Origin of the sequence: Novosphingobium piscinae (genome assembly GCF_014230355.1) — a bacterium.
Lineage (GTDB): Bacteria > Pseudomonadota > Alphaproteobacteria > Sphingomonadales > Sphingomonadaceae > Novosphingobium > Novosphingobium piscinae.
The window spans coordinates 19,738-31,951 of the sequence record NZ_JACLAX010000020.1 but is presented as its reverse complement, the minus strand read 5'-3'; the positions used below and the strand labels follow the sequence as shown (position 1 = coordinate 31,951).

Sequence of the window (12,214 nt, the reverse complement as noted above, 5' to 3'; positions counted from 1 at the left end):
GAGTCAGTCGAATGGGGCGATCGCAGGATGATCAGGCGAAGATGCCGCGCGGGCGGGCCGGATCGGCCGCATCGCGGGCAGGACTGCGGTTGGCGGCGGGGGCCTGCTCGGCCGCATCGAAGCGGGCGCCGCGGCCCTGCCGCTGGCCGGCCTCGCCGCCCTGTGCCGAAGCCTCGCCGCGGGCGAGGCCGGTGCCGGCCCAGCCCGGCGTGGACTGGCCGGAGGGGCTGCCGTCCCGGCCCGCACCGTCCGCGCTCGTGGCGCTGCCGGGGGCCGGGATCGCGGCCTGGACCGCGCGGGCGAAGTCCGGATCGGGGCTGGCGACCGAGACGGCGAGCCCGTTCTGGTCCTGCTGGAAGCTGAGCGAGATCGGGCCGAACTCGGCGTGGTTGAGCCCGATGTTGACCGTCTGGGGTAGGCCGGTCTGGGCCGCATCGCGCGCGGTCATCAGGCGGTCCATCAGGGCGGCGAAATCGCGCGGCTGGGGCGCCCCGGACAGCACCGGGCCGCTCGCACCGCCCGCTGCCGGGACGACGCCGGGGGCCGGGGCCGGGTTGCCGAGCAGGCTCGCGGTATCGGGTGCAAGGGCCGGCTCGGCCAGGCCGGCCGCCGGGCTCTCGCCCTCGGCCGACAGCATGGGGCGCAGGCGCAGGCCCGTGGCCGGGCGGGCGGCCGGAGCTTCGAAGGTGAGCGCGGCGGCCTGGGCCGGATCGGTCTGCGCCGGATCGAGCCGCAGCGCCAGCGCCGCGTCCTGCGGCTGGGCCGGCGTCGCGGCGGCGGCAGCCGCGCCCGGCAGGGCCTCGCGCAGCGGCAGGGGCCGGCCGAGCAGCTGGGCCTCAATCAGCGGCGAGAGGCCAGACGGGGTCGCGGTGGCGGCGGGGGCGGTTTCGGGCATGGTCTCGGGCGAGGCCGCGACGAGGCTCAGGCTGGTCGTGGTCACGCTGGCGATCAGCACCGGGGCGCCATCCTCGCTGGTGGCATCGCCGGGCTCGCCAGAGGCCCCGTCCGCAGCCAGACCCGCCGCCGGCTTCGCGCCCGGCATCTCGGCTTGGGGCAGGCGCAGCGCGCGCAACGCCGCGAGCAGGGTGGGAACGGCCTGCGCCGCCTCGGTGGCCGCGTCAGGGGCGGTCGGGGTGGCTTCGCCGGGGGCGGTAGGCGCCGCCGGCAGGCTCTCGGGCAGGGTACCCGGCAACAGACCCGGCAAGATCTTGCCGGCCAGCGGCAGGGGGGCGGCAAGGATTGGCTGGGCGCCGACCAGTTCGGCATCGCTTTCGAGCGGGAGCGCGGGCACCGATCCGGAGCTGGCGACGGCGGGAGCCGTCGGGGCGGTGCCGGGCGCGGTGGCCAGCAGCTCGGCAAAGCTCCCGGTTTCCGGGGTGCCGGCCCCGTTGTCGGCCGGCGAACCGGCGAGCGCGACCGTGGCGCTGACAACGGAAGGTGCGGCAGGCTGGATCATGGCGGCAGGTCCCCAGAGAGTGTCTGCGATCTGCTATTCAAGCTCCGTGCCAAGTTGCTTGCGCGCGGTGAGCGGGGCCTGCTCGCCCTGGCTCGCCAGCGCCTTGGCCTCGGCCCGGGCGCGGTCTTCCACGGCCTGGCGGCGGCGCTCGGCCTCGGACAGCTTGAGCAGCTTGGTGTCGGCGATCCCGCGGGCACGTTCGGCATCGGCCACGGTGCTGCGCGCAACTCCGGCGAGCCCCTCGCGGAAGCTGGTCATCAGGCGCAGGGCCTGGCCGTCGGTCATGTCGCGGCGGGCGGCATAGTCGCTTTCGAGCTGGCCGGTGCGGTCGGCCAGGGCCAGCAGCTGGGCCAGCGTCCCCTCGGCCTGGGCGGCTTCGGCGGCGGCGGTCTGCTTGGCGATCGCGCGGACCTTCTCGAGCCGCTGCAACCGCGCCAGGCGCTTGCGGTCAGCCGGCATCGCCGATCAGCGCGGCAAGCTGGGCGATGCTCTGGTCCAGCGGCACGACCTCGCGCTGGGCCTGGCCGAGGAAGGCTTTCATCGGCTCCTGCATGGCGATCGCGCGGTCGAGCAGCGGGTCGGCCCCGGCGCGGTAGGCGCCCATCAGCACGAGGTCGCGATTGGCCTCATAGCTGGCCACCAGCGCGCGGAAGGTGCGCGCCATGCGGGCATGGCCGGGTTCGGTGATGTCGCTCATCACGCGCGACAGCGAGGCGGCGATGTCGATCGCCGGATATTGCCCGCGCTGCGCCAGATCGCGCGACAGCACGACGTGGCCATCCAGGATCGACCGGGCGGTATCGACTACCGGATCGTCCTGGTTGTCGCCATCGGCGAGCACGGTGTAGAGCCCGGTGATCGAGCCGCCCGAGGCGGCCGAGTTGCCGGCCCGTTCGACCAGCTTGGTGATCGTGGCCAGGGCGGAGGGCGGATAGCCGCGCGCCGCGCCGGGTTCGCCCAGCAGCAGCGCGATCTCGCGCCCGGCATGGGCGACGCGGGTCAGGCTGTCCATGATCAGCAGCACGCGCTTGCCGGTCGCCCGGAAATGCTCGGCGATCGAGGTCGCCAGCATGGCGCCGCGGATGCGCAGGTTGGGGGCATGGTCGGCCGGGACCGCGACCACCACGGTGCGTTCGCGCTTCTCCCCGGCCATGTGGCGCTCGACGAAGTCGGAGACCTCGCGCGCGCGCTCGCCGATCAGCCCGACCACGACGATCTCGGCCTCGGCGCCGGTGGCGATCATGTCGAGCAGGACCGACTTGCCCACCCCCGAGCCGGCCATCACGCCGATCCGCTGGCCCACCCCGAACGTGGTCAGCGCGTTGAGCGCGCGCACCCCGGTGTCGAAGCGCTCGCGCACCGGGGCGCGGTCGAGCGCACCGGTGCGGATCCCGCCGGCCGGCCATTCGTCGCGGAAATGGATCGGGCCCAGCCCGTCGATCGGATGACCCTCGCCGTCGACCGCGCGGCCGAGGAAAGCCTCGCCCACCGGAAGCATGCCGGGATGGCCCTCGGGCCGCACGCGCGAGCCGGGGCGCAGCAGGACGGTATCGCCCAGCAGCATCATCAGCGTCCGTCCGTTGCGGAAGCCGATCACCTCGGCCAGCGGTTCGCCGCGGCCATGCGCCACGCGGCATAGCGCGCCGACCGGTACCGACAGGCCCGCCACCTCGATCAGCCCGCCGTCGCAGGCGGCGACCACGCCGTAGCGGTGCGGGGTGAAATCGGGCTGGGCGGCAGCCAGCTCGTCAAGCAGCGGCTCGAACAGGTTCAGCATGCGTGGAAGGCCTCGGCCAGGGCGCGGCGCCACTGCGCCGGGCCGTCCTCGACCCCGCCATTCTGGGTCTCGACCCGCAGCGCCCCGCGTTCGAGCGCGGGATCGGGGGTGAATTTCCAGTCCTGCGGCAGCCGCGTCTCGATCAGTGCGAGATCCTCGGGATGGAGCCGGATGACGCGCTCGTCGTCGGCGCGGGCGAGCATGGCCACGGCGCGCTCGACCCGCGCGGTGAGCGCTGCGTGATCATGGGCATAGGGCACCAGCGTCGCCTCGCACAGCGCCATCACCGTGTCCTGAAGGCGTTGGCGCAGCGCCTCGGCCAGTTCGGCGTCGAAGCGGGCGAAAGAGAATTCCAGCGCGGCGCGGGCCTCGGCTTCGGCGGCCATCTGCTCGGCGGCCTGGGCCATCGCGTCTTCCGCGCCCTTGGCATAGCCTTCGGCCCAGGCCAGCGCGACCGGGTCCTCGCTCTCGACCGGGGCCGGCGCGGCCGCGGGCGCGGCGAGGGCCGGGGCGAAGCGGCTGTCCTGGCGGAACCCGTCCTCGGCCGGCGCCCCGGTGAGCGCGGCAAGGCTAGACATAGTCGTCGTCGCCCTGGCCGAACACGATCGTGCCCTCGGCAGCCAGACGGCGGGCGACCGCGACGATCGCCTTCTGCGCGGCGATCACGTCGGCCATCTTGAGGCGACCGCGGTTCGCGATCTCGTCCTTGATGCCGTCGGCGGCGCGGCTCGACATGGCCTTGAAGAACACGGTGCGCTGGTCCTCGGCAATGCCCTTCAGCGCATCGATCAGGGTGTCGCTCTCGACCTCGCGCAGCAGTGCGCCCATGGCCTGGGCATCGAGCACGAAGAGGTGCTCGAACTTGAACATCTCGCTCTCGATCTGCTTGGCGAGGTTCTTGTCGAGCTTGGTGATCTCCGGCATCACGCGCTTCTCGACCGCCTTGCCGGCCGAATTGATGATCTCGGCCGCCTCGCGCGGGCCGCCCATGGTCAGCGGGGCGCTGCCGTGGGCCTCGCGGATGCGCTGGCCCAGCAGCTCCTCCAGCATGGTCAGCGCCTCGGGCTGGACCGGGCCCAGGGTGGCGATGCGGTGAACCACCTGCGGTTGCTTGTCGGCCGGCAGCGCATGGAGCACCTCGGCGGCGACCTCGGGGTCGAGCTGAACCAGCAGCACGGCGATCGCCTGGGGATGCTCCTCGGCGATAAGCGGCACCAGGGCATCGGGATTGAGCCAGCGCGCCAGCTCGAGCGGGCTCGGCGGCTTGTGGTCGGGCGGCAGGATCCGCTGCATCAGGTTGTCGGCCTTCACCCCGCCCACGGCGCGGGTCATCAACGACCGCACCTGGCCGAGCCGGTCATGGGCCTTGAGCCCGAGCCGCTCGGTCTTGTCGACGAACGAGGCGATGGCATTGGCGATCACCTCGGGCGCGATCTCGCCCAGCGCGCACATCTTCTCGCCCAGCAGCCGCAGTTCGGCCGGCTCGAGCCGCGACAGGATCTGCGCCGCCTGTTTCTCGTCGAGCAGCATCACCATCACGGCGGCGCGATCGGCCTCGCTCAGGCTGTCCGGATCGAGCGTGGTCACGGCGTTCATGCGGCAGGTTCCGGTTCAGGGGTTTGCGACAGCATCTCGCGCAGGGCGAGCACGGCGTCCTCGGGGCGTTCGGCGGCAATGCGCTGGGCCAGGCTGACCTGTTCAACCAGCGCCTCGGGACTGACCGGTGGCGGCAGGGTGCGGCCAGCGGTGCGGCTTTCGCCCTCGCTTTCCTCGCCGGGCTCGGCCTCGGTCTCTTCATTGCGGGCAGTGGCACTGGCGGGATCGCGCTTGAGTGCCTTGATCAGCGGACGCACGCCCAGCAGCAGCACCAGCAGCACGCCAAGCAGGGCCAGGCCATAGCGGACATAGCTCTGGAACCACGGCTGTTGCCACATCGGGATGGCTTCCACCACCGGGGCATCGAACGGCCGCAGCACGACCGCGACCTGATCGCCGCGCGCCGCATCGGCGCCGACCGCGGCGCTGATCAGCTGTTTCATCTGCTCGATGTCCTGCGGCTTGGCCTTCTTGAGCGCGCTCGCGCTCAGCGCGACGGCCACGGACAAGCGCTTGATCTTGCCCGGGCTGCCATTGGCGACCGAAACCTCGCGGCCCAGTTCATAGGTGCGCGTCGCACTCGATTCGCCATTGGTCGGCGCTGCGCCCGGGGTAGCCGCCGCGGTCGGGGTGCCTTGCGGCGCCCCCGGAGAGGCGATCGGCGCGGGCGGCGGGGTATTGGCGGTGACGCCGGGCACCCCGGCGGCCGGTGCCGCACCCGAGGTCTGCGACTGCTGCTGGGTCTCGGTGCGCAGCACGCCCTGCTTGTCATAGGACTCGCGCGCGGAGGTGACCTGGTCCATGTCGAGATCGACCTGGACCTCGCTCGAGAAGTTGCCGGCGCCGACCATCGGGGTCAGCAGCTGGTCAAGCTGCATGCGCAGCTTGTCCTCGAGCCGGCCCTGCAGTTCGAGCCGTTCGGAATTGCCATCGGCCTTCTCGGTCAGGAGCTGGCCGTGCTGGTCGACCACGCGCACCGCGTCCGGGCTGAGCCCCGGGACCGAGCCGGCGACAAGGTTGACGATCGCGGCGACCTGGCTGTCGGAGAGCCGGCGGCCGCGGGCGAGGCGGACCATGACCGAGGCGGTGGGCGGGACGTTGTCGCGCACGAAGACCGACTTCTCGGCCTCGGCGAGATGGACGCGCACGGCCTCAACCCCGTCGATCTCCATGATCGAGAGCGTCAGATCGTGCTCGCGCGCGGCGCGCAGGCGATCGCCCTCCACCGCGCGGCTGGCGCCGAGCGGCATCTTGTCGATCCCGGCGGCGTCGTCCGGGGCGGCAAGGGCGCCGTCCGAGGCGACCAGCATCTTGGCTTTATAGAGATCGTCCTCGCCCACGGTGAGCGAGCCGGTCTGGTTGTCGATGCGATAGGCGATGCCGGCCTTGTCGAGCGTGGCGACGACTTTGGCGCGTTCGCCGTCGTCGAGCTCGGAATAGAGGGTGCGCTGGGCCTGCGGGGCCAGGGTGGCCCAGGCCAGTGCGGCCAGACCGATCCCGGCGACGCCGCCAAACACCGGCAGCACGCGGCGCACCGGTGGCTGTTTGACGAAGCTGCCGACGCGCGTGAGGATCGGGCCGCCGGTCGGATCGGTCAGCGGCGCCAGCAGTGACGGGGCGGGAAGCTGGGCTTCACCGGCAGCAACGAGATCGGCCATCTATCAGACCCCCATCCGCATGATGTCCTGGTAGGCGGACAGCAGGCGATTGCGCACCTGCAGCGTCGCTTCGAAGGCCACGCTCGATTCCTGCCGGGCGAGCATCACCTTGGCGACATCCGTTTCCTCGCCGCGTTCATAGGCGGCCGAGAGCTCCGAGGCCTTGCGCTGCGTGGCGCTCACCCCGTCGAGCGCATCCTTGAGCGCCCCGGCGAAACCGTCGCCCTGGCCCTCGGCGGGCTGGGCGGCCGGAGCGGCATCCTTGACCTGCTGGAGCAGGTTCGAGCGATCGATGATCTGCTGGCGCATGGCGAGGATCTGCTGGAGACCCCCCGCCCCGCCGATGCCGTTGATCCCGCTCATCGCCGGGCGCCTGCCGCGGCCACTTCAAGCCCGGCGTCGCGGAACGAGGCCAGCCGATAGCGCAGGGTGCGTTCCGAGATGCCGAGCCGCCGCGCCGCCGCGACCCGGCTGCCGCCACAATCGGCGAGCGCCTGCATGATCGCGCGGGCCTCGTGCATCTGGACAATGTTCGAAAGGGTGCGCCCGCCGGCTCCGGGGACGGGGACTGGAATCGAGCCGGCGGGCAGGCCACCTGCGGGAGCAGCCGCAAGGCCGCCGCCGGCGACAGCGCCGGCCTCGACCAGCCGGGCGATCCCGTCGAAGTGGATGTGATGGGGTGCGATCTCGTCGGCCTGACCGGCCAGCAGCAGGGCGCGGCGCATGACGTTCTCGAGCTCGCGGACGTTGCCCGGCCAGGAATGGGCCTTCAGCAGGGTCAGCGCGGCTTCCGACAGCCAGGGCACCGGCTGCCCGGCCGCGGCGTGGCGCAGCAGCAGGGCGAAGGCCAGCGGGGCGATGTCCTCGCCGCGCTCGCGCAGCGGCAGCAGGGCCAGCGGGAAGACGTTGAGCCGATAGAACAGGTCGGCGCGGAACCGGCCCTCCTGAACTTCGAGCGGCAGGTCGCGGTTGGCGCAGGCGATGATCCGGACGTCGACCTTGATCGGCTGGGTGGCCCCGATCGGCACGACCTCGCCCTCCTGCAGCGCGCGCAGCAGCTTGGCCTGGAGCGACAGCGGCATCTCGGCGATCTCGTCGAGCAGCAGGGTGCCGCCGTCAGCTGCGCGGAAGAAACCCTCCGATGCACCGGTGGCGCCGGTGAAGGCGCCCTTCTGGTGGCCGAACAGCAGCGCTTCCAGCATGGCCTCGGGCATGGCGGCGCAGTTGACCGCGATGAACGGGCCGTCGCGGCGCGGGCTGCGGGTATGGATGAAGCGCGACAGCACCTCCTTGCCGGTGCCGGTCGGCCCGTTGATCAGGACCGGAATGTCGCTGGCCGCAAGGCGCTCGGCCAGGGCCAGGACCGAGAGGCTCTCGGTATCGGCGGCGATCGGCAGGCCGGCGGGGCTGGCAGCGGCGAGCAGGGCAGCGAGCGTTGTTTCGCTGGCCCCGTCGACATAGTCGAGCTCGATCCCCGATTCGGTGCGCCGAAGCGCCGGGCGCGGACCGCGCGTGAGCCGCACGTGGGCCCGTCCGGCCTCGGTCCGATCGGCCAGGAGGATACCCGGTCCTGAGCCGATCGCAGCGAAAATGCCGTCGGCGCGCTGGACCAGCGGTGCGTGATTGGCAGCAGTGGCAGCAGAAAATTCAAGAGCGGACATTGATCGAGACCCCAAGCGGATTAACCATCCTGTGGCCCCTTTTTGGCGCGTGAACGTCAAAGGCTTCGGTAATTTAAGTCCTTGGATATTTACCTATGGGGAAACGCGTGGTTTCCGGCAGCTTCTTGCCGGTTGCCTTGCCGCCCCGGCTTAAACTTGCCGGCTGGTTGCCGCTCTTAGCCTCGGTTGCCGCACCGGATGGGCCGGTCGGCGCCGGGACCTTCTCGGCCGGGATCATCCTCGGAACGTATACGGGAGTAGACCATGTCGGTTATCAACACGAACATCAGCGCGATCCGCGCTGCCAATGCCTCGACCAATGCTGGCAAGATGCTGGGTACTGCGATGGAGCGCCTGTCGACCGGCAAGCGCATCAACAGCGCCAAGGACGACGCCGCCGGCCTCGCCATTGCCACCTCGATGACCTCGCAGATCAAGGGCATGGCCCAGGGTATCCGCAACGCCAACGACGGCATCTCGATGGCGCAGACCGCTGAAGGCGCGCTGGGTGAAGTCGCCAACATGCTGCAGCGTGTCCGCGAACTGACCGTCCAGGCCTCGAACGGCACCTATTCGGACGACGACCGCACCCGCATGAACTCGGAAGTGACCGCGCTGCAGGCGCAGATGACCGACGTGCTGACCAACACCCAGTTCAATGGCAACACCCTGTTCGACGGTAACGCCGGCGGCGGCACGGTCTCCATCCAGACCGGCGCCAATGCGACTGACACGGTCGACGCTTCGGCTGCCTTCGCCGATCTCTCGGCTGCCGCCACCGCCGTTGACCTGACCGCCCTCGCTGGTACGGAACTGGCCGACATCGACACCGCGATCGACCTCGTCTCGAGCCGCCGTGCCGACCTCGGTGCGATCCAGAACCGTCTGGAATCGGCGATCAACTCGCAGACCAACAACATCACCAACCTGTCCGACGCCCGTTCGCGGATCGAGGACACCGACTACTCGGCCGAAACGACCCAGATGGCCAAGGCCCAGATCCTCTCGCAGGCTTCGACCGCGATGATCGCCCAGGCCAACCAGAGCCAGCAGAACGTGCTCTCGCTGCTGCGCTAATCTGCCCTCCGCCCTCTCCCGGGCGTCTGGCCCGGCGGCGCGCCAATCGCCGCCGGGCCTTCGGGCATCCGGATCGCGGGAGGGCTGCGACATGGTCCCGTCATGGCGGCGTCGGAAGGCAACTTCCGGCGCCGTTGTGCTGCATGCGCCGGGCCTGTCCACGTCCGTCGTCAGGTCTGGCGGGTGAGGGCCGCCCGTTCGGCCCGGCTGCGCAGCGCGTCCACCTCGCGCCGCAGCCGCTCGTTTTCGGCCGACAGCTGCAGCAGCATGCGCCGGGTCAGCTCGGCTGTGGTCTCTGGTTGCCCTGCGGGGGAAGCAGGCGCAGGAGCCGGATCGGGCGCTGCGCCCGTGCCCGGAGCGGCGCTGCGCTCGAGCCGGGTGCGCGCACGCGGCAATGCCGCCTTGCGCCGGCGTGGCAGCAGGCGGCCCAGCCAGGCCACGACGCGCGCGACGACCCCCAGATCCTGCCGCACGAGGGCCCGGCCGGTCGGGCGGGTCGGCAGCGGTGCGGCGGTCGCCGGCGCCGTCGGCGCGCCGGTCACGGGCTGGTCGATCGGCCCGGCGGTGATCCCGCTGCCGGGCCGCGCGCTGGCGGCCGGAGGGGCGACCGGTGCGATGACGAGCGGTTCCGACGCACTGGCCAGAGGAATCGCCGGGCGGCCCGCGGCCGGGGTTCGCTTGGTGCGCGGCGATTTGGGTGCGCCGCCCACTGCCTGAGCGGCGGCCTTGCGGCGTGGTGCGGCAGCCGTGGGGGACGTGCTGTCCGCCGTGCGTTTCCGCCGCGGCCTGGCGGTCTTGCCCGCCGTGGAAGCGCGACGCGGCGCGGCCCCGCCCGGCTTGGTCGCAGATCTACGCCGCGAGGTTGCACCCGCTTCCGGGACAGGGGTCGGGGCTGCGGACTGACCCTGCGCCATGGCAGCGACCGGGGCGATCGGAGGTGCCGTCGTGATCAGGGCTCCGCGATGCGGCGGCACCCTGATCTCGGCGGGAAAGGCCACCGGCGCCGCCGGGGCGCCCAAGTGCGTGGCACGGCCGCGGCCGGCCGGATCAGCGGGTTGAGAGAGCTTGGCCGTCCGGACCGGACGGCGTACGGCACCGGTTTTCCGCCGGGCCTTGCGGGTCTGCGCATCGGACATCGAGATCGTCCCCCCCAAGGGTGATCGCTAGATGCAGCGTCTCACGCCCGTAGGGGGAACAACAACTGGAGATCCATCCATTTTGCTAAGTATTCCCGCATAGGCGGGCACAGGCGGGATGGCGTCAGGGAGCGGCTAGTCGGGCTGTCCGGGCAAGGCCATGCCGATGCGGCGCTTGACCTCCTCGATCCGCATGGCCTCGACCGCGGCGCGCGGGCAGTCGGCCGTCAACAGCTCGGCCAGGTGGAGCTGCTTCTGGGCGATCAGGTCGATCGCCTGCAGTTCGGTGATATGCCGGGTGACCACGTCGGGATCGGCGCAGAGCCGCGCTCCCAGCGCCTCCACCTGGACCGCCAGCTCCGACAGGATGTCGGCGGCGGCCTTAAGGTGGGGCGCCGGAGAAGGCGCGGGGGCCGTTCCCGGGCTCAGGGATTGGACCATCACTTAAGCTGCCAGTTCGAGGGTCTCGTTGTCGGCGAGCGCGGTCAGATCGAGCACCATGACCATCTGGTCGTCCAGCGCGGCCAGCCCCTGCAGGAAGGGCAGCACCGAGCTGTCCGCCGTGGCCGGGGGGGCCTGCAGTGTGTCGGTGTCGATGGTCACGATGTCGCTCACCGATTCGACGATCAGCCCGGTCTGGCGGGAGCCCAGCTGAGTGACGATGATCGCGTGGCGCGGGGTGGCCTCGACCGGAGTCCAGCCCAGCCGGGCGGCCAGGTCGATCACCGGCAGCACCGTGCCGCGAAGGTTCACCACGCCTGCCACATAGCTGGGCACGCGGGGCAGGCGGGTGGCCGGAGTCCAGGCCCGGATCTCGCGGATCGCCATGATGTCGAGAGCGAAGACCTGCCCCTCGACCTGGAAGGTGATGAGTTCACGCAGCACGAACGTTCTCCTTGGGTAGGCGGATCAGTGCGAGACGCGGCGAACCGCAGCGACCAGCTTGCTGGCGTCGAACGGCTTCACGATCCAGCCGGTCGCGCCCATCTGCCGGGCCCGATTCTTCTTCTCGTCCGAACTCTCGGTGGTCAGGACCAGGATCGGGCGGTCGCGATGGCGGGTGCCATTGCGCAACGCCTCGATCAGGCCGAAGCCATCGAGCCGAGGCATGTTGATGTCGGTGATGACGACATCGACCTCGTTCAGTTGCAGCCATTCGAGCGCGGATTGGCCATCATCGGCCTGCGCCACGTCGAAGCCGTGGGTGGTCAGGGCGTGGTTGAGCAGCGCTCGCATGCTCGCGCTGTCATCCACCGTCAGTACGCGGGTGGTTTTGGTCATGGTCACACTCACTCGGCAGGTCAGAACAGTTCGACCTCGCCCGCCGCGGCGACCGGCCGGGCGACCGGACGTTCCTCGGGGGCAAGGGTGTTGGCGACGGTCCGGCACCGGACCATGCCGGAGGCGGGGCGGAAATCGACGCGGCGGGCACTTTTGCCCCCCATGTCCTCACGAACCAGCGTGATGCGTTCGCGCTGGAGGAAGGTCTTGGCGAAGGCGGCGTTGGCGCTGCCGATCTGGGCCATGCCCGGATAGAGGTTGGCGCCGCCGTACAGATGGGCGCGCAGCCGGTGCTTGGCGGCACCGTTGGCAAGCATCTCGTTGATCAGCAGCTCCATCAGGTAGACGCCGTAATGCTCGTCGACCTCGTGGCCTCCGGCCGGGGGCTCGGCGAGGAGGAAGTGGTTCATGCCGCCGACCTGCTCCTCGGGATCGAACAGGCAGGTCGCCACGCAGGAGCCGAGCACGGTCGAGAATTCGACCCGCGGCCCGGCGCTGACGCGGGCCTGGCCCTGCAGCACGGTGAGCCGGGTGGTGGGCAAGGTGCCCGGCGGAGGCGGGGTCATCATGTT

At 71.2% G+C, this 12,214-nt stretch carries 14 protein-coding genes; 1 reads left to right on the top strand and 13 read right to left on the bottom strand.

The annotated features are described in order from the left end of the window. Positions 1 to 31: 31 nt before the first annotated feature. From H7F53_RS15150 to H7F53_RS15115, 8 genes are read right to left on the bottom strand one after another with little or no spacing between them, the layout of a single operon-like run. Positions 32 to 1,456, bottom strand: a complete 1,425-nt coding sequence (locus H7F53_RS15150; protein ID WP_185680346.1) for a hypothetical protein — start codon at positions 1,454 to 1,456, stop codon at positions 32 to 34. Positions 1,457 to 1,489: 33 nt separating this feature from the next. Beyond that, positions 1,490 to 1,915 carry a hypothetical protein gene (locus H7F53_RS15145; RefSeq protein ID WP_185680345.1) on the bottom strand — a complete coding sequence of 142 codons (426 nt, stop codon included), beginning with the start codon at positions 1,913 to 1,915 and terminating at the stop codon, positions 1,490 to 1,492. Beyond that, positions 1,905 to 3,233, bottom strand: coding sequence for a FliI/YscN family ATPase (locus H7F53_RS15140; protein WP_185680344.1), 1,329 nt, complete (start codon positions 3,231 to 3,233; stop codon positions 1,905 to 1,907). The genes H7F53_RS15145 and H7F53_RS15140 overlap by 11 nt, the downstream gene beginning before the upstream one ends. Beyond that, the gene (locus tag H7F53_RS15135) at positions 3,227 to 3,811 is read right to left on the bottom strand and encodes a FliH/SctL family protein (RefSeq protein ID WP_185680343.1); all 585 of its coding nucleotides are present in this window, start codon (positions 3,809 to 3,811) and stop codon (positions 3,227 to 3,229) included. The genes H7F53_RS15140 and H7F53_RS15135 overlap by 7 nt, the downstream gene beginning before the upstream one ends. Further along, positions 3,804 to 4,829, bottom strand: a complete 1,026-nt coding sequence (gene fliG, locus H7F53_RS15130) for a flagellar motor switch protein FliG (protein WP_185680342.1) — start codon at positions 4,827 to 4,829, stop codon at positions 3,804 to 3,806. Before fliG ends, H7F53_RS15135 begins: the two co-directional genes overlap by 8 nt. After that, a complete protein-coding gene (gene fliF / locus H7F53_RS15125; RefSeq protein ID WP_185680341.1) occupies positions 4,826 to 6,487 on the bottom strand; it encodes a flagellar basal-body MS-ring/collar protein FliF in 1,662 nt (553 codons plus the stop codon). Before fliF ends, fliG begins: the two co-directional genes overlap by 4 nt. Positions 6,488 to 6,490: 3 nt before the next feature. After that, entirely contained in the window at positions 6,491 to 6,850 is a 360-nt protein-coding gene (fliE, locus tag H7F53_RS15120; protein ID WP_185680340.1) for a flagellar hook-basal body complex protein FliE, read from the bottom strand. Then, positions 6,847 to 8,148, bottom strand: coding sequence for a sigma-54 interaction domain-containing protein (locus H7F53_RS15115; RefSeq protein WP_185680339.1), 1,302 nt, complete (start codon positions 8,146 to 8,148; stop codon positions 6,847 to 6,849). Before H7F53_RS15115 ends, fliE begins: the two co-directional genes overlap by 4 nt. A 264-nt stretch (positions 8,149 to 8,412) precedes the next feature. Here H7F53_RS15115 and H7F53_RS15110 point away from each other — a divergent pair, with 264 nt between their 5' ends. Next, positions 8,413 to 9,225, top strand: coding sequence for a flagellin N-terminal helical domain-containing protein (locus H7F53_RS15110; protein WP_185680338.1), 813 nt, complete (start codon positions 8,413 to 8,415; stop codon positions 9,223 to 9,225). Positions 9,226 to 9,395: 170 nt separating this feature from the next. On the opposite strand, the gene H7F53_RS15105 is transcribed toward H7F53_RS15110, so the two are convergent. The 5 genes from H7F53_RS15105 to H7F53_RS15085 all read right to left on the bottom strand — a co-directional run bounded on the left by H7F53_RS15105 (position 9,396) and on the right by H7F53_RS15085 (position 12,211). Continuing rightward, positions 9,396 to 9,935 (bottom strand): hypothetical protein, encoded by a 540-nt coding sequence (locus tag H7F53_RS15105; RefSeq protein WP_185680337.1) that lies wholly within the window; start codon positions 9,933 to 9,935, stop codon positions 9,396 to 9,398. A 561-nt stretch (positions 9,936 to 10,496) separates the two neighbouring features. Further along, entirely contained in the window at positions 10,497 to 10,802 is a 306-nt protein-coding gene (locus H7F53_RS15100; RefSeq protein WP_246438931.1) for a hypothetical protein, read from the bottom strand. Between the two features lie 3 nt (positions 10,803 to 10,805). Next, on the bottom strand, positions 10,806 to 11,246 hold the full coding sequence (locus H7F53_RS15095; protein ID WP_185680336.1) for a chemotaxis protein CheW: 441 nt from the start codon (positions 11,244 to 11,246) through the stop codon (positions 10,806 to 10,808). 24 nt (positions 11,247 to 11,270) lie between these two features. After that, positions 11,271 to 11,642 carry a response regulator gene (locus tag H7F53_RS15090; RefSeq protein ID WP_185680335.1) on the bottom strand — a complete coding sequence of 124 codons (372 nt, stop codon included), beginning with the start codon at positions 11,640 to 11,642 and terminating at the stop codon, positions 11,271 to 11,273. A gap of 20 nt (positions 11,643 to 11,662) precedes the next feature. After that, complete coding sequence (locus tag H7F53_RS15085; RefSeq protein ID WP_379542769.1) at positions 11,663 to 12,211, bottom strand: chemotaxis protein CheD; 549 nt, start codon at positions 12,209 to 12,211, stop codon at positions 11,663 to 11,665. Positions 12,212 to 12,214: the final 3 nt, after the last annotated feature.

Excerpts from the sequence above, each read along its gene's own strand:
- H7F53_RS15150 (WP_185680346.1), bottom strand. The coding sequence starts at position 1,456 with ATGATCCAGCCTGCCGCACCTTCCGTTGTCAGCGCCACGGTCGCGCTC.
- H7F53_RS15145 (WP_185680345.1), bottom strand. The coding sequence starts at position 1,915 with ATGCCGGCTGACCGCAAGCGCCTGGCGCGGTTGCAGCGGCTCGAGAAG.
- H7F53_RS15140 (WP_185680344.1), bottom strand. The coding sequence starts at position 3,233 with ATGCTGAACCTGTTCGAGCCGCTGCTTGACGAGCTGGCTGCCGCCCAG.
- H7F53_RS15135 (WP_185680343.1), bottom strand. The coding sequence starts at position 3,811 with ATGTCTAGCCTTGCCGCGCTCACCGGGGCGCCGGCCGAGGACGGGTTC.
- fliG (WP_185680342.1), bottom strand. The coding sequence starts at position 4,829 with ATGAACGCCGTGACCACGCTCGATCCGGACAGCCTGAGCGAGGCCGAT.
- fliF (WP_185680341.1), bottom strand. The coding sequence starts at position 6,487 with ATGGCCGATCTCGTTGCTGCCGGTGAAGCCCAGCTTCCCGCCCCGTCA.
- fliE (WP_185680340.1), bottom strand. The coding sequence starts at position 6,850 with ATGAGCGGGATCAACGGCATCGGCGGGGCGGGGGGTCTCCAGCAGATC.
- H7F53_RS15115 (WP_185680339.1), bottom strand. The coding sequence starts at position 8,148 with ATGTCCGCTCTTGAATTTTCTGCTGCCACTGCTGCCAATCACGCACCG.
- H7F53_RS15110 (WP_185680338.1), top strand. The coding sequence starts at position 8,413 with ATGTCGGTTATCAACACGAACATCAGCGCGATCCGCGCTGCCAATGCC.
- H7F53_RS15100 (WP_246438931.1), bottom strand. The coding sequence starts at position 10,802 with ATGGTCCAATCCCTGAGCCCGGGAACGGCCCCCGCGCCTTCTCCGGCG.
- H7F53_RS15090 (WP_185680335.1), bottom strand. The coding sequence starts at position 11,642 with ATGACCAAAACCACCCGCGTACTGACGGTGGATGACAGCGCGAGCATG.
- H7F53_RS15085 (WP_379542769.1), bottom strand. The coding sequence starts at position 12,211 with ATGATGACCCCGCCTCCGCCGGGCACCTTGCCCACCACCCGGCTCACC.